Below are 19635 nucleotides of genomic sequence, written 5' to 3' on the forward strand. Positions count from 1 at the left end.
GAACGTGTATCGAAACAGATCATGCTCAGAACCAGGCATCCTGCATCTGCAGCGTAGTCCGGTCCAGGCGGGAGAGCAGATCCATCGCGGGTGCGGTCTTGGGTAACTCGAAATGATAGAAGAAACGAGCCGCGTGCCGCTTGCCATCGTAGAAGTCGCCGGGACGGTCCCCAGTGGCGAGGAACTGCTCGAGCCAGATCCACGCCAGCACGATGTGCCCGAACGCCTCCAGGTACACCGAGCTGTTGGCCAGCGCGGCTTCGATGTCGCCGGAGGCGAACAGTCCGGCGGTCACCTCCACCAGCCGCCGCCACGCCGTATCCAGCTGGGCGGCGAGCTCGGCCGCATCGCCACCCGCCGTGCGGGCCGCGGCGATGGTCGCCTCGACCCGCGCGCCCAGGGCGAGCAGTCCGGCGCCGCCCTGCTGGGTCACCTTCCGGCCGAGCAGATCCAAGCCCTGGATGCCGTGGGTGCCTTCGTGGATCGGGTTGAGCCGGTTGTCCCGGTAGTGCTGCTCGACGTTGTACTCACGGGTGTAGCCGTAGCCGCCGAGCACCTGGATGGCGAGGCTGTTGGCCTCCAGGCACCACTGCGAGGGCCAGCTCTTGGCGATCGGGGTCAGGATGTCCAGCAGCAAGGTAACCGCGCGGCGGTCCTCCTCGGACTCGGCGGTGCGCTGGTCGTCGACCAGCCGGGCGCAGTACAGCACCAACGCCAGTCCGCCTTCGGCATAAGCCTTCTGCGCCAGCAGCATTCGCTTCACGTCGGCGTGCTCGATGATCGGGCGCTGCGGCGCGGCCGGGTCGGCGGGCAGTTTGGCCCGGCCCTGGGTACGGGTGCGGGCGTAGTCGAGCGACTCGAGGTAACCGGTGTAGCCGAGCGCGGCGGCGACCAGGCCGACGCCGATCCGCGCCTCGTTCATCATGTGGAACATGTAGGTCAGCCCGCGATGCGGTTCGCCGACCAGGTAGCCGACGGCGCCGGATACGCCGCCGGGAGTCCAGCGGCCCTCGCCGAAGTTCAGCACGGTGTTGACCGTGCCGCGGAAGCCCATCTTGTGGTTGAGCCCGGCCAGCGCGACGTCATTGCGCTCGCCGATCGCGCCGTCGTCGCCGACCAGGAAGCGCGGCACCACGAACAGCGAGATCCCCTTGGTGCCCGCCGGTCCGCCGGGGATCTTCGCCAGCACGAGGTGCACGATGTTCTCGCCGAGTTCGTGATCGCCGCCGGAGATCCACATCTTCGTGCCGAACAGCCGGTACGTGCCGTCGTCCTGCGGCTCGGCGCGGGTGACGATGTCGGCCAGCGACGAACCGGCCTGCGGCTCCGACAGGCACATGGTGCCGAAGAACCGGCCCGCGAGCATCGGAAGGACAAACCGCTCCACGAGTTGCCCATCGGCATGGGAGACGAGCAGATTCGCGTTGGCCACGGTGAGGAACGGATAGCCCGCGGTGCCCGGGTTGGCCGCCTGGAACCAGGCGTAGCTCGCCTGCGCAACGGTGGCGGGCAGTTGCGCGCCGCCGAGTTCGTAATCCATTGCCGCCGAGGGCAACCCGGCCTTGGCGAAGGCCTCCAGTGCGCGGCCGACCTCGGGGATGATGGTCACGCGTTCGCCGTCGAAGGTCGGTTCGTTGGCGTCGTTGAGTTTGTTGTGCGGCGCGAAGTACTTGGTGGCCAGCTGCTCGCTGAGCTCGAGCACAGCGTCGAAGGTCTCCCGCGAGTGCTCGGCGTACCGCTCGCGCTTGGTCAGCCCCTCCGCGTCGAGCCACTCGTAGAGCAGGAAATCCAGATCGCGCCGGGACAACAAGGTCGACCGCATCAGCCCGTCCTTTCGAGACATGTTCGAGCCAGTGTATCTTAGGACCGTAGCTGGACCGTCAGCTGTCGGCAACGAGCAGTCCGCGGTCCCGCGCGATCGCGGCTGCCTCGGTCCGGGTGGCCGCGCCGAGCTTGCCGAGGATGCGCGAGACGTGCACGCCCGCGGTGTTGGCGCTGATGAACAGCTCGGCCGCGATCTGGCGATTGCTCGCGCCCGTGGCCACCAGCCGCAGCACGTCGAGTTCCCTGGGCGTCAGCCCCCCGGTGCTCGGTCGCTGCGTGACCGGCGGCTGGTCCCCGGGGCCATCGAGAACGATCCCGGCGCGGTCGGCCAGCTGCTCGGCGTGCTCGCGCAGCGGCGGCGCCTGCAATTCGCCGGCCAGCTCCAGGACCGTGCGCAATGCGGTGCGCGCCGCCGCGCGATCGCCTGTGGCCAGTTCGGCTTCGCCGGATTCGAGCAGGCTGCGTGCCAGCTCGTACGGCTGGCGCAGTGCTGTCCAGGAAGACGCCGCCGCCGACCAATCTGCGGGACGGCCACTGCGCACGGCGCGGCAGGTGTCCCGGTGGGCGGCGTCGACCGCCGTGGTCACCGGTAGCCTTTCCGTGACGGAGTCGAGAACCATTGTCGCGCAGCGGGTTCGCGCTACCGCGGCGGCCAGCGCCCACGCCTCGTGATGATGCGCGGTGAGATCGTCGGCGGTCAGGGTCACGGCGCCGATCTCAGCGGCGCGCTGCGGGTTGCCCGTCGCATGCGCGATCTCGGTTTGCACGGTGTGCAGCTGGATCTGGTATTGCCTGGCCCATCGGCGGTCGCCGAGCAAGGGCTGCGCGGTCTTGGTGCTGGTCTGCGCGGCGTCCGCGTCACCACGCGCCAGCATGATCTTGGCGTGACACAGCAGGAGTGCGGCGGTGCTCAGCGGCGGCAGCCGTTCGGTCAGCCATTCGTCGATGAGATCCAGCGCCTCGTTCCAGCGGCCCAGCGCGGTGAGCGCCTGGGCCCATTTGACCAGCAGAATCGGTCCGGTCTCGACGAAACGGTAGGTCTCGTGCGCGGCGCGCAGCCCCTGCTGGATGGCGGCGATGGCCGCCTCGTTCGCACCCGCCGCGATGAGCAGTGCCGACTCCCACAGCACCACCGTCAACAGCGTTCGTGGATCATCCGCGGCTGTCGCGGCGGCATGCGCCCGTTCGAAATGTGCCATGGCTATCTCGGGGCGGTCTGCAGTGGCCAGCCCGAGATATGCATACGCGCGCGCGGCCAGTGCCCACTCGTCCAGCTGTTCGGCCACGTCGACGGCGGCACGCGCATCTCTTTCGGCGGCGGCCGCGTCGCCGCTGAACACCCGCGCGGCGGCGAGTTCCGCGAGCACCTCGCCACGCAGTACCGCCGGCTGGTCCGCGGGAAGCAGCGCCAGCGCGGCGAGCAGGTCGTCATCCCCGCCGCTGCTGCTCTGATTGCGCAATCCGGCCCGATAGTGGTGCAGCCGCGCGGCGCGCTCCGGTTCGACCGTCGCATCGATGGCCGCCAGCGCCTCGTCGGCGGCCGCGATGCCGCGCTCGATGACGCCGCCGCGATGGCATGCCGCCACGACCGCTTCCAGCACACCGAGCCGATCGGCGTCCACCCGGCTCGCGGCTTCCGGCGTCCGGTCCCACAATTCGAGCACCCGATCCAAGTGGTGTACCTGATCGCCATGTGCACCAGCGCTTTCCGCATCCGACGCGGCGTACCACGCGGCTTCGAGCGCCAGCGGTAGGTCGCTCGCCGCGTACGCATGATAGGCCAGCTCGCCGGAGGGGAACTCGGCCCGGTCGGCGGCGAGCACCTGGGAAATCTTGGTGTGCAGTCGTTTCCGTTGGACTGGCAGCAGATCGTCGTAGACGGCGTCGCGAATGAGAATGTGCCGGAACTCGTAGCCGGTGTCGGTGGCAACCAGGAGTTGGTGGTCGACCAACTGGTGCAGGGCGGCGGTGAGCGCGTCCTCGCCGATGTCGCCGGCACGCTCGAGCAGCGTGTGGCGAATCGGTGACCCGGCCACCGCCGCGAGCCGCAATACCGAACCGGTGTGGTCGGGCAGGTCGGCGAGGTACCCGAGCAACAGCTCCGACAGGTCGGCGGGCGTGTCCTCGGGTGCGGGACCGAGCGCCTCGACGAACAACGGAATTCCCTTGCTGCGCTCGAAGACTCGTGCGATCGTTCCTGGTTCCGGCTCGCGGCCCAGCAGCGCGGCCAGCTGCCGGCCCACTTCGTGCTTGGTCAGCGGCGCCGGAGTCAGCAGCCGGACCCCTGGGTCGCGGCGCCATCCGGCGACCAGCCTGCGCAGTGGTTCGGAATCGGCGGGCCGATAGGTGCCGACCAGCAGCAGATCCCGCTGAGCGAGGTTGGCCACCAGGAAGGCGAGCAGCTCGAGGCTGGCGTCATCGGCCCAGTGCAGGTCCTCCAGGACCACCACGACGGGCCGGACCGAAGCCAGCTGTTCCAGCACGGTCAGGATCTCACCGAACAACCGGATCCGATCGGTGTCGGTCTCCGCCGCTCCCGACCGCGCGGCCAACTCGGGAAGCCAGCGCGCCAGCGCGGGCTGGGCCACCGGAAGCAGGGCCGCGAGCCCGTCCACCCCCTGGTCTCGCAACAGCGCTCGCATGACCGCGACGAACGGCGCGAAGGGCACGCCCTTGGCGCCGAACTCCGGACAACGTCCGCACAACACCACCGTCTGCGCGCCGACCCGCGTCGTGAACTCCGCGACCAGCCGCGACTTGCCGATGCCCGCCTCGCCCGCGACCAGCACGGTACGCACCGCCGGGTCCCGGTAGGCGTCCTGCAATGCCGCGACTTCGGCGGCCCGCCCGACGAAGGCACCGCATACGGGAAGGCTCACCACGGGCGCGATCATGCCCGGAGCTTGCGGTCGCTGCCAAGTGCGAAGGTGAAGAACCCCGCCGGGTAAAGAGACATCCGAGGGCAAAATAACGAATTCTCGTGATTCGGCGACCCCCTGGTTACCCGAAGTATTACTGGCATGACGAACACCGAAATCCGCCCCTTCCGCATCGACATCCCGCAGGCCGACCTGGACGACCTCCGCCTGCGCCTGGCCCGCACCCGCTGGATCGACGACCTGCCCGGCACCGGCTGGGAACGCGGCGTGCCCACCGCCTACCTGAAGGACCTGGCCGGGTACTGGGCCGAGAAGTTCGACTGGCGGGCCGTCGAGGCAGAGCTGAACGCCTACCCGCAGTTCACCACCACCATCGCGGGCCAGAACGTGCACTTCCTGCACGTCCGCTCCGCCAAGGACGACGCCACCCCGTTGCTGCTGCTGCACGGCTGGCCCAGTTCGGTGGTCGACTTCCTCGACGTGATCGGCCCGCTCACCGATCCCGCCGCGCACGGCGCCCCCGACGCTCCGGCCTTCCATCTGGTCATCCCGTCGCTGCCTGGACACGGGTTCTCCGGCCCGATTACCGAGACCGGGTGGAACGACGGCCGGATCGCGGCAGCGCTCGGCGAGCTGATGGTGCGCCTCGGTTACGACCGCTACGGCGTGCAGGGCGGCGACCACGGCGCGTTCATCGCCCCGGCGCTCGGGCGGATCGACACCGAGCACGTGGTCGGCGTGCACGTCAACGCGCTGGTCACCTTCCCGACCGGCGACCCCGCCGACATGGCCGCACTGACCGGCGCGGAGAAGGCGCGGCTGGGCGCGATGAAGAAGTTCCAGGACGACGGCTCGGCCTACATGAACCTGAAAGGTTCGCGCCCGAACACCATCGCGCAGCTGCTCGCCGACTCCCCGGCGGGCCAGCTCGGCTGGATCGCGGAGAAGTACCAGGAGTGGACCGACTCCGCACACGAGCTGCCCGAGGACGCCGTCGACAAGGACCGGATGTTGGCCACGGTGAGCATCTACTGGTTCACCGACACCGCCCGCAGCGTCGCGAACTTCTACTACGAGCGTTTCCACGACGCGAGCATGTTCGCGCCGAAGCCGAAGGGCACCGTGCCGACCGGTGTCGCGGTGTTCAAGGACGGCGACTACGCCATCCGCCGCTTCGCCGAGCGCGCCCACAACATCACGCACTGGTCGGAGTTCTACTCCGGCGGCCACTTCCCGGCGCTGGAGGTGCCGGAGTTGCTGGTCGGCGATATCCGAGAGTTCTTCCGCACGCTCGGCGACTGATTCCAGCGGAACCCAGAGGGCAGGCGGTACGCACCGCCTGCCCTTTCGGCGTGTAAACCGAAGTCGGCGAAGCGAACTCAAGCGAGAACCAGTGCGAGGAACCCTGCGATGTAGGCGAGGCCGAAGAGAATCGGGATCCATTGCTCGATGTGGGTGAGGGGCCAGTACCGTGAGCGGTCCTTCCCTTCGCCTAGGGCCCACCATTCGGCGCGCCAGAAGGGTGAGGCGGGGAGTCGTTCTTCGAGGGCGCCGATGACCTGGTACTTGGCGCTGTTGAGGAGCCGGTAGCTGCGCACCAGGTAGAACCAGGCGAAACACTGGCCGAGGATCGCGACCAGCGGGATGGCCAGCCACCCTTCCTTGTTCGACGGTGGGGTTTTCCCAAATGCGGCGACAAGGGTGAAGATGCCGGTATTGAGTGTCACGAAGAACGAATTCGTCAGGCCGCGTCGCGCGCTGATGCGGTCGGCCATCTCCACGTAGAGGCGGTACTGCTCGAGTACCACGCTGTCGTAGGTGGTGCCGCGCGCGGGCCCGGTTCTGTCGTCCGGGTCGCTCCAGAGTCGGTGGCGGAGTTCGGACCGGCTGTCGTTCTGGTGCACTGTCCCTCTTCCTGACGTGTTGTCGTGTTCCTGAGCGGATTCCTTCTTCTCGGCGAGGTGTTTACGGCGACCAGTTCGGCGCAAGCCGGGGGGCCGCTCGCTTTCAGTTCTGGGGGTCGTCGGGAGGAATCGGTAGTTCGGGGCAGACCTTGACGTAGTCGATATCCGGCGAGACCCAGTCGTCCCATTGCTTGTGGCTCATGTTGCGCGTGAGTTTGCTGCACAGACCCTTTGTCCACTCAGCGGGTGTTGCGGCCCACATGAAGATGCTGCCGTTGTCTCCGCCGGAGAGAATGCGCTGCCCGTCCGGGCTGAATGCAACGCTCCACACCGTTCCGGGGTGTCCGGTCATGGGAGGACCGATGGGTTCGCGGCTGGTGGCGTCCCACAGTCGCACGGCACCGTCGACCCCGCCGGAGATGATGCGCTGCCCGTCCGGGCTGAATGCCACACTCCACGTTGTTCCCTGGTGTGCACCCATCGGTTCGCCGATGGGTTGGCCACTAGCTGCATCCCATAGCCCGACGGTACCGTCGGCGCCGCCGGAGATGATCCGTTGGCCGTCCGGGCTGAAGGCCACGCTGGAAATCCGGACCGGTGCGGTCAACGGCTTGCCTATGGGTTGGCGAGTGGCCGCGTCCCATAGCCGCACGGTGGTGTCGGAGCTGCCGGAGATGATGCGCCGCCCGTCAGGGTCGAAGGCGACGCTGAACACCCAGTCCCCGTGTCCGGTCATCGGTTCGCCGATCGGCGCTCCGGTGGTCGCGTCCCGGAGCAGCAGGGTGTTGTCGGCGCCGCCGGAGACAATGCGCTGCCCGTTCGAGCTGAACGCCACACTCAATACCGCTTCATGGTGCCCGGTCATTGGTTCGCCGATAGGTTGGCCGGTGGTCGCGTCCCACAGTTGCACGGTGCCATCCTCACCGCCTGCGACGATACGCCGCCCGTCTGGGGCGAAGCTCACGCTCGTCACCGAGTCTTGGTGACCCGTCATCGGCTCGCCGACAGGTCGGCCAGTAGTCGCATCCCACAACCGCACGTCGATACCGCCGGAGACGAACCGCCGCCCGTCCGGGCTGAATGCGACACTCCGCACGATGCCCGGGATGGTTGGTATGCCGGTGCGCGCCTCCCACACTCGCACCGTGCCATCGGCGCCGCCGGAGACGATACGTTGCCCATCTGGGCTGAACGTCACGCTCCCGACCGGGCCTCGGTGTCCGGTGATCGGTTCCCCGATCGGCGTTCTGTTGTTCGTGTCCCACAGCCGCAGGGTGCCGTCATCGCCGGTGGAGACGATGCGCCGGCCGTCCGGGGCGAACGCGACGCTCCTGACCGGGCCTCGGTGTCCGGTGATCGGTTCGCCGATCGGTGCTCCGGTATTCGTGTCCCACAACAGGATGTGTCCGGCGCGACCTGCGAAACCACCGGAGACGATTCGCTCTCCATCCGGGGCGAACGCAACGCTCTCGACCGTGCCTCGGTGCCCGGTCATAGGTCCGCCGATCGGTTGTCCGCTAGCGGCATCCCACAATCGAACGGTTTCGTCGGTGCCACCCGAGACGATGCGTCGGCCGTCTGGGGCGAACGCCACGCTCAACACCCAGTTCTGGTGTCCGGTGATCGGTTGGCCGATGGGTTGTCCGGTGTTCGCGTCCCAGACCCGCACGGTGTTGTCGTCTCCGCCGGAAACGATGCGTCGGCCGTCTGGGGCGAACGCGACGCTCCGCACCCAGTTCTGGTGTCCGGTGATCGGTTGGCCGATGGGTTGTCCGGTGTTGGCGTCCCAGAGCCGCACGGTGTTGTCGGTGCCGCCGGAGACGATGCGCCGCCCGTCCGGGGAAAACGCAACCCTCAACACCCGGCCTTGATGTCCGGTGATCGGTTGGCCGATGGGTTGTCCGGTGTTGGCGTCCCAGAGCCGCACGGTGTTGTCGGCACCGTCGGAGACGATCCGCTGCCCGTCCGGGCTGACCGCCACGCTGGACACCCGCACGGTGGACTCGATGATCGAGAGCACCCTGCGCCGCTCGAGCGCTGCCCCGAGCAGTGCGCCCTCGTCCGGCTGCGAGGCGATCGACTGCGCGGCCAAAATCTGCTTCAGCGCGCGTGCGTCGCCGCTGAGGTCGACGCCGGCGAGTATGGCCTGGCCTTCCGACAGCAGTCGCCGGGCTATCGCTTCGTTGCGTTGGCGTACCGCCTCTTGTCGTTGCACGAACGCGATCGCCGCCGCGGTGACCGCAAGAACGGTCAGCACGACCAAGCCCGCGATCGCAGCCCGCCGTAACCGCCGGAAGCGGCGTTGCTCCCGCAGATCCTCGCTGGCCAATTCGTACTTGGGTTTGCCGTGAATCGGGGCGGCCAGATCGGTAACCTTCTCCCGGAAGATCGCCGCGCGAGGATCCCACGGCGCATCCTCGCTGACGTCGACGTAGAACGGCTCGGTTGGCAGCGCTCCCGGCTCCGTCAGCACCGGCAGGGCCGCGTCGGACCGTTCCGGATCGAACCGTCCACTGTCTTCGTCCCAGACCAGATGCCCGTCGGCGACGACGAACAACAACTTGTCCGGCCCGCGCCGCCGCAGCCAGTGGGCAACCTCTTTGTTGACCCAGCCCGAGGCGGCCGAGTGTGGTGAGAGCACCACGATGAAATAACGGGCGCGGTCGATCGCCCCTGCGACCCTTCCCCACAGGTCGGGGCTTGCGGTGATGTCGGTAGCGTCGCGGAACACCCGCAGCGCGTGCAAGTGACCCATGCGTCGGCCGATTCGGTGTAAGCCTTTCTGGACCCCCGCGGCGACCGGACGATCATCATGGGCATAGGAGATGAAGGCGTCGTAATCGAACGACTGCCGTTGCCGACGATCATTCTGCTCCGGAGCCTGAGCCCGCATCCGTTATCGCCCGCTCTCCAGACCGAGACGCATGAACTGGACTCTCCGAGTCTGGCGCACCCGAGTGCTCATGACGTGGGTAGTGCACTACTCGACTTGGCAGAAAGTTTGCTGGGCTCGCTTGCGGTCGATTGCCCCCACCGCCTCTGAGCGATACCTACACAGCTGGCCGGTCGTCCACCACCTGCCTTCGCCAGCGCACTCCACCGGACGGTCGACCGCGCGGGACTCCTCGCGTCATGGGCGTGGTCCGCGTGGTCGAGGCACAGGACGCTGCAGTGTATGGCGTGAGGCGGCGGTGCACCTCCCGCAAGTAAGCGAGTATGCGTTGCGATTCCAGCCCGAAACTGCTCAGGCGTGGTCGACGCCGCACCAGGCGGCAAAGCCGCGCACGCTCTCTTTGCTTCGAGCGTCGTCGCGTGCCAGCACGCGGACGGTCTCATGGACCATGGGGTGGTAGCGGGTTTGTGTCGGCGCGATCTCCTTGGCCTCGAAGAGGGAGGCGAGGGCTTTCGTGCGGTCGCCGTGGAGAAGGTATCCCCTGGCCAAGTCGATGTAGTGGTGGCCTGCGCGTTCTCGTTGCGTTGTAGCTGGAAGATGCACGCGCTCTGCGCGTTTCACGGCTTCGGTGCCGTCCATCATCTCGACCGCCAGGCCGACCGACCAGATGTCGACATTCGTAACGCCGAAGCACAGCCGGTAATCGTCACGATCGACGCCGATGCGCTCGGCGGTTTCCCGCGCTTCGGCGAGGTGCGCGTCGGCGACGTCGCGGCGACCTGCGCGGGCGGCGGCGAGGCCGGATTTCAGGTGCAGGTTGCCCCACATGCTGAGAACGGCTGGATCGTTGCCGCAGATATCCGATTCGATTGTGGCACGGCTTGATTCGAGGAACCGGATGGCGGTCGTCCAGTCGGCCGCGCCGATCAGTTCGCCCGCGCGCTGATAGTCACCCACGAGGACGGCCAGCGGATCGCCGGACTGTGCGGCTGCCCATTCGTATCGGTCGACGCACAGCGAGGAGAGGTCGATATAGCCGAGCTTGTACACGACTTGCCCAGTTGCTGCGAACGTCTCCGCGAGAAGCCCGAAGATACGCTCGCGTTCTGAGCCGGTGGCAGAGTGCCATGCGACACGGAGGTCCGCGAGCAGGCCGGGCAGCAGTCTACCGAGGTCGCCGAGGTTGACGGAATGCCGCAATTTGGAGGCTTTCGCGACGTCAGCGGCGAGTTCCTGCTCGGGGCGGGGGTTCATGCTGCCGTCGGGCTCGATGTTGTACACGGCCAGTTCGCGCCGGATCTCCGGCACTCCGGCGTGAACGCGCTGTTCATCGCGGGTCTGCCGCGGGTAGGGCTGCTCGAGGAGATCTGCGAGGTTCAAGCGCAGAGCGCGGGCGCATGCCGCGACGAATGCCGGTGATGCAGGTGCACGGCCGCGCTCGACCTTGCGGACCAAACTCGCCGAGAAGTTGGCTTCCTGCGCAAGCTTCTCCTGACTCCATCCCGCGAGCTTCCGCGCTATGCGCACCTTCTCGCCGACACCGGATTCGTGGGTCATCGTCATCACGCATCCCATTCCACAGTTTCCCTTATCCCCAGAGTGACAAATCTTTTGCCGCTTCGCAGTGTTGTTCGTCGTCACAGTCATGTTCCGGCCCCCGGCGCGGGGTGAGAGCCCGTTCTTCATCCGGGCACACCACCGGCGTCTATGGCGACGCGGGGAGGGTCGCGAGATCCCCTGCGCCGGGTGCCGCGTCACACGAATCGAGCGAGGGGCGGGCATGGCAGACGTCGCGATCGGCTACATCCGGCTGGATCAATCCGGCAGTGATCACGCAGGGGAGGAGCGCGATTCGGGCATTCCCCGTTCTACATTGGCGCTTGCCGCGATGCGCGCCAGCCAGATCAATGGAGGCAGCGCCTGCCTGTGGGCCGAGGTTCAGCTGGCGAGGAAGGAAGCATCAGCGACGAACCACGACCGCACCCTTGAACAGGCTGTTCATGCTGACTCCTGCCTCGGATGCCTTCGAAACTCATTGTGCCTGCGGCTGATCGAACCCTACTTCAAACATCGGTCCGCCAGAGTGCGCCAGCCCGGAACGCGAAGAAGCGTGTCCCGAACCGGTTGACGGGCCGACCAAGGCGGAATTAGCATACGCAAACGTATCCGTATATTAATTGGAGTAGCGATGGAACGGGTAGCGGTTGTAGTGGTGGGTGCGGGGCCGTCGGGTCTGGTGCTGGCGTGTGGGTTGGCGGCGCAGGGGGTCGCGGTTCGTGTGGTCGACAAGGCGAGCGGCCCGGCGGTGACGTCGCGGGCGAACATTCTGCATGCGCGGGGTGTCGAGGTGTTGCAGCGGTTGGGGGCGATGGGTGATCTGCGGGAACGGTCGTTGGCGCCGGTCGGTATGCGGATGTATGTGCGGTCGCGTCCCATCGCGACGATGCGGTTCGCACCGGACGACCGGGAGTCGGTGCAGGCCTTGTTCGTGTCGCAGGCGTTGATCGAGGAGAAGTTGCGGCAACGGCTCGCCGGGCTGGGGGTGGATATCGAGTGGGACCGGACAGTCACGGCCGCGACCCAGGATGCCGATGGAGTCACAGTGGAATTCACAGACGGGACGCGGCTGCGGGCGGATTGGCTGGTCGGCTGCGATGGGGCGCACAGCGTGGTGCGTGATGCCGCCGGGATCGAGTTCCCCGGGGTGCCGGTGGTGGAGCAGTTCCTGCTCGCCGATGTGCACGCGGACTGGGACCGTGACCGCTCCATCTCGGCGGGCTTCTATCACCGCGACGGTCTGTTGCTGGCAATTCCCATGCGCGGCAATGAGGATCGCGGTGATCGGTGGCGGCTGATGGCAGATGTCCCGCCCGCCGATCGGCATCTCTCGGCTGAGGATATCGTCGGCCGCTTCGAGGAAATGCTGCCTGAACGGGCGGGGGACGCCGGGGTCCGTATCCGAGAAGCGGTGTGGACCTCGGTCTTCCGGATCCACCGCAGGCTTGCCGCTGACTACCGGTCCGGTCGCGTGCTGTTGGCCGGCGACGCCGCCCACATCCACAGCCCGATCGGCGGGCAGGGTATGAACACCGGAATCGGTGATGCCGAGAACCTGGCCTGGAAACTGGCCCTGGTGGTCGGCGGTCGCGCGGACGCGAGGCTGCTCGACACCTACAGCGCCGAGCGGCGTCCACTGGCCACCGAGGTGCTCCGCGCCACCACCGCCAACACGAGAATCCTTGTCGGCGATGGCATTCTGGCGCGCTTCGTGCGGGACCGGATCTTCATCCCGCTGCTCGATTCTGCGAAAGTGCAGCAGAAAGCGACGCGCACCGCGTCCCAGCTCTGGGTCACCTATCGGAAAGGACCACTCGGCAGCCGCCGAGGCCCCGGACCCCGGCCTGGAGACCGCATCCCCGACCGCGAATGCGCGCGCCTCGACGGCACCTCGACCCGCCTGTATGCCGAATTGCAGCCCGCCTGGGTCGTCCTCGCTCGGCCCGATACGTCCGCCGATGCGTTCGCCGGCGTGGTCGCGAAACATCTCGACTCGAACGTCACCGTGCTGACCGACCGTGCTGCTCCGCACCCCGCGCTGCTGGTCCGTCCCGACGGACACCTCGCCTGGCGCGGCGACGCCCCCAGCGCGCTGCACGGTTGGTTCGCCAACACGCTCTACTCCAGGATGGGGGCATGAGCACCGACACCCCGCGACGCGAAGGGCCGGGACGTCCTCGCGATCCCAACGCCGACGCCGCCATCCTGCGTGCCGCCGTCGATCTGCTCATCGAACGCGGCATCGACAACACCAGTATGGAGGCCATCGCCAAACGCGCCGGTGTCGCCAAGGTCACCGTCTATAAACGGTGGAAGTCGAAGGAGGACCTGCTTGCCCACGCTATCGAGCAGGCGCGCGAAGACATTCCCGGCGTGCCACCGGCTACCACTGCCGCCGCCCTGCCCGACCTGATCGAAGCACTGCTCCCGCAGTGGGGTGCGGCCCTCGCCGACCCCAGGTATCGCCTGCTCGCGGCACGTCTGCTCGGAGCAGGCCCCAGCCACCCGGCACTGCTGAATGCCTACTGGCACCACCATGTGCTGCCCCGGCGCGAACGCTCGCGCGCCCTGCTCCAGCAGGCCCAAGCCGCCGGCGTCCTCACACCGACCGCCGACTTGGACATCCTGCTCGACATGCTCAACGGCGCCATCATCCACCACCTGCTGCTGGAACCCGCCCGGTCCCAAACCACCGAAGGCCCGCAACCATCCGACCTGACCGCATATCTGCGCAGCCTTCTACACCAAACCGGCTTCGCGCTGCCCGGCGCTACCGGCCGCTCGGATCCCGCGAAATAGCCGCCTACCCGATCTGCTTGCGGATGCGGCCGTTATGCCCCGAACGCGCTGGGTCTGCTGGTCAGCCCTGAAACCGCTGGCCGGGTCCCCGTGATCATCGCGTCGGGACTCGGGTCGGCGGCCAATTTCTTCGGCTTCTGGATGTCCCAGGGTGAGTGTCAGTTCATAGTGCCCTGCATGGGGATGTAGATTTCGGCGGCTTCGACGAAGGCCGAGCCGGTCAGTTCGGCCAGAGCCAGGGCTTCATCGATCTTGCGGAGGGCCTTGCGAACGTAGGGGCGGTCGTCCCATTGGTCGCCTACAGCGGTGAGCGGTTCGGCATTGTGGGAAAGCCAGTTTCGCAGCGGCCGGATGTTCGAGGGCGCGGCATAGCCGCCGATCGTGTAGTTGGAGGAAATGGTCCAGTTGGATTCCCAATCCAGCGACGGGAATTCGGTGGGGAGAGAACCGAACAGCGGCGCATTGTCGGAAAATGGTGCGTAGCCGTCGGTTGAGGCGTGTTCGGCCAGTTCGGTGGGCCACACTTTGCCGCGCTCGATCCAGCCGGGGAGCAAGGCGGCGAGGAATTCGACCAGACAGAATTGGGCGTTGCCGGTCAGCGCGCCCCCGGCGGAGATCTCGTCGCCGTCGCCGTTGCGAGTACTCGCGCGGCCCGAACGGACGGCGGACGCCGCCTCGCGGAGCAGGTCGAGCTTCCAGCGGAAGCCGGCGGCGAGCTGTTCGTCGGCGGGCAGGGTGCCGTTCATGTCGGGTTCGACATGTTTCAGCAGGGCCGGATCGAGGAGTGCGATCTGGCTGCGGGCCAGGTCGTCTACCTGGTCGACGGTGGAATCGCAATAGCGGACAACGGTTTCGGCGACGGTCGCCGGATCGTCGGCGGTGACGAAGAACGGCCTGCCCCAGATGTAGAGCGACGTATCGAAATCGCCGCCGTTGTATGCCTTTCGGACGCCGAGGCCCCACGCGTTCGCGCGGAAGCGGACCTTCGCCTGCCGTACCGCGTCGGCGATCAGATCATCCAGATCGTTGTCGGCACCGTGACCGGCCAGGAACGGAATGACCCGTTCCTCGGCCAGGCCCATGTCGACAGGGTGAAAGCTGATGTCATAACCCACGTTCGGCCCCCGGTTGTAGCGGTTCTGTCGCAGTCACTGTAGCGGCCGTGGTGGACATGTCGCGGCGGCGGTTCAATCGGCATTCCAGTTCGCTCGGGCTGCTGGTTCCACGTCGCCTCGGAGCAGTTGGAGGGTCGATACCGGTACACCTGCTCGCTCGCTTTCGGCCAGGGCACGACGCCAGTAGGTCCGCACCGCGTGCGCCAACGCCGTATCTACTCCGGCAGCCGTGGCGGTTTGGACGACATGCTGCGCCCCGGCCGCCATCATCCGCAGGTGGGCGATATCGCGCCAACCGCCGGTGGCGGCCATGGCTGCCACCGCGGCGTACAGGCCCGCCATATCGCCCATCGACCGTTGTGCGTACGGCAGGAACCGTTCGATCGATTCGCCTGATCGATCGATCATGGCCAGTGCTTGCTCGAACGCGAGCAGTGCGGGCAGGAACATTGCCAGGACCGCCTGGTAGTACAGCTGCGCGAGCCCATCGTCCTCGCCGAGATACTCCGGCCGGCCCAGCGGCCGCAGCACGTCGGCACATGCAGCGAAAACATCGCGGGGGCCGCTGTAGAAGATATAGGCGGCCGAACCTCCCACGCCATCGCTGTCGGCCATGACCCCGCCGGCGAGAAATCGACCACCACGTGCACGGATCCATGCCCCCGCTGTGCGTGTGCTGTCCGGCGAGTCCGAAGAGAGGTTGACGATCGTCTTGCCCGGCAGAAGCTCGGCCACGGGCTCGAGCACGTCGTACATCGCGGCATAGTCGGTCAGGCTGAGGACGATCACCTCGCCGGCGCTCAACGCTTCTGCCGCGGTATCCGCTCGCATGGCGCCGAATCGCACTACCGCCTCGGCCTTTTCGGAGCTGCGATTCCACACCGTCACCTTCGTGCCGGACGCACGCAACGACCGAACCATGGCCTGCCCCATCGGTCCGAGCCCGATAACCGTCACCGAACCAGCTGACTCAGCCATCATTTCGTTCCTCTTCCAGTACGGTTCTGCACATCGTGTCGGCGCCGGACTCGATGGTGACTGCCGCTGGCCGTGTCGGGAAGACCGCACTTCGGGGCCTGGTTACTTACGTCCAGGTTTGGGACAAGGTCCGAATGCCGCGACTCCTACAGCAGTGGCATGGATCACACCATCGAAAGGTTGTTCACAACTACGACCGATTGGCATCACACCGGATGGGGCGTTACGCACGCCCCAATCGGCGTCGACTTCGGTGGCCGACAGACCCCGTCCCGGATCGCCCGATCAGCGGGCGATAGCACTGGAGAGAAAATCCTCGAGCCGGTCGGCGAAATCCGGTGCCGCCGGGACGAAATGGCCCGCACCCGGTGCAATGAGCCGTTGTGCCCCGAGTGCGTCGGCCAGCAGGTCGCAGATCCGTTCCAGGCCAGGAGAGTGTCCGCCCGATGCGACCAGCGCAGGAATCCCGGCCGCGCGCACGGCGGTCAGGTTCGGTCGTGCTTGTCCCGGCAGACGAGCGCCCCACGCGCGGCGAATGGCTCGATCGGACAGCCGAATCCCTTCTGTATCCGGTGCCCCTGCGAGAGTGAGGAATTCGCGCAGTATTGCGGGGTCGGCGTCGAGACCATCGGTGAGCACCGTATTTCCCAGCATCTCCAGCCGAGCCACTTCAGGATCATCAGGGGCGAGGAAGTACAGGGGTGGTTCGATGAGGGTCAGCGAGCGCACAGTCCAGGGTGCCCGGGCGGCGGCGAGAAGCGCTCCGAGTACCCCGTAGGAATGGGCGACCACGTGCGGGCGCCGGTCCCGGAATATAGCTTCGAGATCGTCCGCGTCGATCTCGAAGTCCTGTCGCCCACCCGGTGGCGGCGGACCAGCCCCGAAGCCGCGTCGGTGCACGAGCAGCAGCGTCCACCGTGCGGAGAGCGCGTGCAGCCCGGTCCAGGTTGTCTTCGGCCCGGAGCCACCGTGCACGAGTGCCACCGCGGGTCCGGTCCCATGCTCGAGGATCGTAAGATCTTGCATGTCTTCGAGTGTCCGCCATGCGATCGAACTCGGGCGCCGAGCCCGATCATCACGACGGAATGTCGAATCGGAACTCTGCGCCTTCAGGTGATGTCGGTCGCGGACGCCTTCATGGCGGCGGTCAATTGCCTGTCGGCGTCGAGGAGTTCCACTCCCATCAGCGTGCCGTCAGCTCCGAAGTCCAGTGCGGCCACAACCGTGCCGTCCTCGGTCTCGACTGTGAGCGTAAGAGCTGCGTGCCGTTGTCCGGCGTCCTCGGCTCGGATGGCGAGGTAGGCGGCATTCGCTTGCTTGTCCCACGTCAGAGCATCGATGTAGGTCGGTTGAGATGCGTCGGTCATCCGTGTATCTCCGATCCCGGACTTGTCCTTGACCGGCCGATCAGCAGCGAGATCGATCGGTTGGGTCGTCTCACGACGCGCCGGATAACCATCGTCGAACGCGGCCGGATGCGGAATTCTTGCGCCGTTGTGTTCCCCGGTTCGGGTTGAACCACCCGGGCAACGGTTCTCGCGCGGCGAGCCAGCTTTGCGGCACTCCGGCGCTCGGACCGGGGCGAGCGCTGGTGCCGGTGTAGGCGGCGACGATCCCGCCGACGATTGCGCTGGTGGTGTCGATATCTCCGTCTGCCGCAATACATGTGGTGATCGCGGCCGGGTAGTCGTCCAGGTACGTTGCGGCGACCCACATCGTGAACGGAACCGTGTTCTGGGCGGTTACCAAAGATCCGTTGCCGAGTTCACTCGCGGCCTCCCTCGGGGAGCCTCCGAGCAGGGTGCGGGCGCGGCGAATCAGTCGGGTCGTGTCACCGTCGTCGAGTCGGTCGAGAACGGCGGTGATGAATTCCTCTGATGTGGGCCGACTCCCGCGCAAGCGGGCATGAGCGGCCTGACCGGCCGCGAGCGCCACCGCGACCGCACCGAGGACGCCTTCGGGATGCAGATGCGTCACCTGCGCCGACCGGACCGCTTCGGCGGCAACTTTTTCCGGATCGCCCGCGTAGAAGGCGCCCAGCGGGGCGACCCGCATGGCTGCGCCGTTGCCGCAGGAACCCTGGTGATCGAACACGGCTCCGGCCACTTGCCGCCAGTGCGCGCCGTCCCGGATCCGGCGCAATGTGTCGGCTGCTAGGAAGCCGTAGTCCCGGCTCGGGTCGAACCGTCGCGCGAAGGCGGCGGCAAGCCGATCCTGGTCGATTCCACCGTGACCGCAGAGTTCGGCGACCACGGTGCAGGCCATTTCGGTGTCGTCGGTCCATCCCCACTGTCGGGCAGGGAGATTGCCTGCCCGAAGATCCGGAATCGATCGGCCCATGATGGGGTATACCGCCCCCAACGCATCCCCGACAGACAGTCCATCGAGTGAATCGAGCATTAGATCAACATGCATCGCGTGCGATGGTAGCCATACCGAATAGTCGGCGCCAACTATTGCGGCGGTTGCGGATGGCGCGGTAGCCACGGGTGGCCCGAGCTGAACATTCCGACCGCGAACCCGTCCCGGTGGGTGTCGCGGACGGTGCCGACGTTGTGGACTATTGCCGTCACCGCGAGTGCGCTACCAGAGTCTCGGCCAGGTCCGGCTGGTTGCCTGCGGCGACGGCGTGGAGGGATTCGGCCACAGTACGGCGACTCATTCGCTCGCTAGTGGTGTCAGGGCCGCACTCCAGAAGTCGGCATAGCGGCCACCGCTGCGCAGCAGTTCGTCGTGGCTGCCCTCTTCCACGATCCGGCCGTTGTCCAGGAAGACGATGCGATCGGCGCGCCGGACAGTCCGCAGCCGATGCGCGACCATCACCACTGTCCTGCCTGCCATCAGACGCTCGATTCCCTCGTGGACCGCGGCTTCGTTGACCGGGTCCAGTGCGGAGGTCACCTCGTCCAGCAGCACGATAGGCGCGTTCTTCAGCAGCGCCCGCGCGATCGAAACGCGTTGGCGCTCACCACCGGAAAGCAACGCGCCGCCCTCGCCGACGTTGGCCGCCCATCCGCCGGGCAGTCGCTGGATCACTTCGTCCAACCGTGCCGCGGTCGCTGCCGCCCGCACGTCGGCGTCGTCGGCATCGGGACGGCCGAGACGCACGTTCTCCTCGATGGTGCCGTCGAAGAGATAGACGTCCTGGAAGACGATGGCGATCTGCTGCATCAGCACGTCGGTGCTGATCGCGCGCACATCCACCCCGCCCACACGCACCGTGCCCGCGTTCACGTCGTAGAACCGCGCGAGCAGCTGCAGCAATGTGCTCTTACCCGCACCCGACGGTCCGACAACGGCAAGCCGCTGTCCCTCGGGCACGAGCAGCGATACGTCGTCGATCACCGTGCGGTCGCCGTGCTCGAAGGCGACGGACTCGAACGCCACGTCATGGCCGACCGGCTGAATCGGTTCGGGAGCTTCCGGCAGCGGCTCGGTGCGCAAGACTGTGTCGAGTCCGGCGAGCCCGACACGCGCGCCGCGCATCTGTCCACCGATTTCCGACAGCGACAGCAGCGGATCCGCACAGCGGGCGGCCAGCACGAGGATCGCCAAAACTTCTGCTACACCGATATTTCCGCCTAGCGCGAGGTAGGCGCCCAAGGCGAGCAGCGCGGTGAATGCCGCTTGCACCGTGAGCGTCAGGCCCACGATGCCGGGCAGCGCCGACAGCAAGGACCGGCGGG

15 protein-coding genes are annotated in these 19635 nt (G+C 67.1%); 4 read left to right on the forward strand and 11 right to left on the reverse strand.

What is annotated here, in order from left to right; translation table 11 throughout:
* Positions 1-25: 25 nt before the first annotated feature.
* Positions 26-1822 (reverse strand): acyl-CoA dehydrogenase, encoded by a 1797-nt coding sequence (locus tag NA4_RS18325; protein ID WP_067471062.1) that lies wholly within the window; start codon positions 1820-1822, stop codon positions 26-28.
* 58 nt (positions 1823-1880) lie between these two features.
* Entirely contained in the window at positions 1881-4718 is a 2838-nt protein-coding gene (locus NA4_RS18330; protein WP_084497205.1) for a helix-turn-helix transcriptional regulator, read from the reverse strand.
* 126 nt (positions 4719-4844) lie between these two features.
* Here NA4_RS18330 and NA4_RS18335 point away from each other — a divergent pair, with 126 nt between their 5' ends.
* A complete protein-coding gene (locus NA4_RS18335; RefSeq protein WP_067471064.1) occupies positions 4845-6005 on the forward strand; it encodes an epoxide hydrolase family protein in 1161 nt (386 codons plus the stop codon).
* A gap of 77 nt (positions 6006-6082) precedes the next feature.
* Here the strand turns inward: NA4_RS18335 and NA4_RS18340 are convergent, their stop codons facing one another.
* From NA4_RS18340 to NA4_RS18350, 3 genes are all read right to left on the reverse strand, one after another.
* Positions 6083-6607, reverse strand: a complete 525-nt coding sequence (locus NA4_RS18340) for a RipA family octameric membrane protein (protein WP_245671462.1) — start codon at positions 6605-6607, stop codon at positions 6083-6085.
* 103 nt (positions 6608-6710) lie between these two features.
* Complete coding sequence (locus NA4_RS18345; protein ID WP_067471066.1) at positions 6711-9500, reverse strand: toll/interleukin-1 receptor domain-containing protein; 2790 nt, start codon at positions 9498-9500, stop codon at positions 6711-6713.
* Between the two features lie 351 nt (positions 9501-9851).
* Complete coding sequence (locus NA4_RS18350) at positions 9852-11063, reverse strand: helix-turn-helix domain-containing protein (protein WP_067471096.1); 1212 nt, start codon at positions 11061-11063, stop codon at positions 9852-9854.
* Positions 11064-11280: 217 nt separating this feature from the next.
* On the opposite strand from NA4_RS18350, the gene NA4_RS40490 reads away from it, so the two are divergent.
* Genes NA4_RS40490 through NA4_RS18360 form a run of 3 tightly spaced genes read left to right on the forward strand, consistent with a single transcriptional unit; the run spans position 11281 to position 13856 of the window.
* Positions 11281-11628, forward strand: coding sequence for a carboxymuconolactone decarboxylase family protein (locus NA4_RS40490; protein ID WP_169811064.1), 348 nt, complete (start codon positions 11281-11283; stop codon positions 11626-11628).
* Between the two features lie 60 nt (positions 11629-11688).
* Entirely contained in the window at positions 11689-13197 is a 1509-nt protein-coding gene (locus tag NA4_RS18355) for an FAD-dependent monooxygenase (RefSeq protein ID WP_067471068.1), read from the forward strand.
* Positions 13194-13856, forward strand: a complete 663-nt coding sequence (locus NA4_RS18360) for a TetR/AcrR family transcriptional regulator (protein WP_067471070.1) — start codon at positions 13194-13196, stop codon at positions 13854-13856. The genes NA4_RS18355 and NA4_RS18360 overlap by 4 nt, the downstream gene beginning before the upstream one ends.
* Before the next feature lie 158 nt (positions 13857-14014).
* Here the strand turns inward: NA4_RS18360 and NA4_RS18365 are convergent, their stop codons facing one another.
* From NA4_RS18365 to NA4_RS18390, 6 genes are all read right to left on the reverse strand, one after another.
* A complete protein-coding gene (locus NA4_RS18365; RefSeq protein ID WP_067471072.1) occupies positions 14015-14938 on the reverse strand; it encodes a hypothetical protein in 924 nt (307 codons plus the stop codon).
* Positions 14939-15043: 105 nt separating this feature from the next.
* Complete coding sequence (locus NA4_RS18370) at positions 15044-16039, reverse strand: NAD(P)-dependent oxidoreductase (RefSeq protein ID WP_281180032.1); 996 nt, start codon at positions 16037-16039, stop codon at positions 15044-15046.
* Positions 16040-16234: 195 nt separating this feature from the next.
* Positions 16235-16975, reverse strand: a complete 741-nt coding sequence (locus tag NA4_RS18375; protein ID WP_067471074.1) for an alpha/beta fold hydrolase — start codon at positions 16973-16975, stop codon at positions 16235-16237.
* Between the two features lie 83 nt (positions 16976-17058).
* Positions 17059-17316 carry a DUF2283 domain-containing protein gene (locus NA4_RS18380; RefSeq protein WP_067471076.1) on the reverse strand — a complete coding sequence of 86 codons (258 nt, stop codon included), beginning with the start codon at positions 17314-17316 and terminating at the stop codon, positions 17059-17061.
* 70 nt (positions 17317-17386) lie between these two features.
* Positions 17387-18364 (reverse strand): ADP-ribosylglycohydrolase family protein, encoded by a 978-nt coding sequence (locus NA4_RS18385; protein WP_245671464.1) that lies wholly within the window; start codon positions 18362-18364, stop codon positions 17387-17389.
* A 243-nt stretch (positions 18365-18607) separates the two neighbouring features.
* A partial coding sequence (locus NA4_RS18390) for an ABC transporter ATP-binding protein (RefSeq protein WP_157129112.1) occupies positions 18608-19635 on the reverse strand: 1028 nt, incomplete at its 5' end.

Origin of the sequence: Nocardia amamiensis NBRC 102102 (assembly GCF_001612745.1) — a bacterium.
GTDB classification, from domain to species: Bacteria; Actinomycetota; Actinomycetes; order Mycobacteriales; family Mycobacteriaceae; genus Nocardia; species Nocardia amamiensis.

Excerpts from the sequence above, each read along its gene's own strand:
- NA4_RS18325 (WP_067471062.1), bottom strand. The coding sequence starts at position 1,822 with ATGCGGTCGACCTTGTTGTCCCGGCGCGATCTGGATTTCCTGCTCTAC.
- NA4_RS18330 (WP_084497205.1), bottom strand. The coding sequence starts at position 4,718 with ATGATCGCGCCCGTGGTGAGCCTTCCCGTATGCGGTGCCTTCGTCGGG.
- NA4_RS18335 (WP_067471064.1), top strand. The coding sequence starts at position 4,845 with ATGACGAACACCGAAATCCGCCCCTTCCGCATCGACATCCCGCAGGCC.
- NA4_RS18345 (WP_067471066.1), bottom strand. The coding sequence starts at position 9,500 with ATGCGGGCTCAGGCTCCGGAGCAGAATGATCGTCGGCAACGGCAGTCG.
- NA4_RS18350 (WP_067471096.1), bottom strand. The coding sequence starts at position 11,063 with ATGACGATGACCCACGAATCCGGTGTCGGCGAGAAGGTGCGCATAGCG.
- NA4_RS40490 (WP_169811064.1), top strand. The coding sequence starts at position 11,281 with ATGGCAGACGTCGCGATCGGCTACATCCGGCTGGATCAATCCGGCAGT.
- NA4_RS18355 (WP_067471068.1), top strand. The coding sequence starts at position 11,689 with ATGGAACGGGTAGCGGTTGTAGTGGTGGGTGCGGGGCCGTCGGGTCTG.
- NA4_RS18360 (WP_067471070.1), top strand. The coding sequence starts at position 13,194 with ATGAGCACCGACACCCCGCGACGCGAAGGGCCGGGACGTCCTCGCGAT.
- NA4_RS18365 (WP_067471072.1), bottom strand. The coding sequence starts at position 14,938 with ATGGGCCTGGCCGAGGAACGGGTCATTCCGTTCCTGGCCGGTCACGGT.
- NA4_RS18375 (WP_067471074.1), bottom strand. The coding sequence starts at position 16,975 with ATGCAAGATCTTACGATCCTCGAGCATGGGACCGGACCCGCGGTGGCA.
- NA4_RS18380 (WP_067471076.1), bottom strand. The coding sequence starts at position 17,316 with ATGACCGACGCATCTCAACCGACCTACATCGATGCTCTGACGTGGGAC.
- NA4_RS18385 (WP_245671464.1), bottom strand. The coding sequence starts at position 18,364 with ATGCATGTTGATCTAATGCTCGATTCACTCGATGGACTGTCTGTCGGG.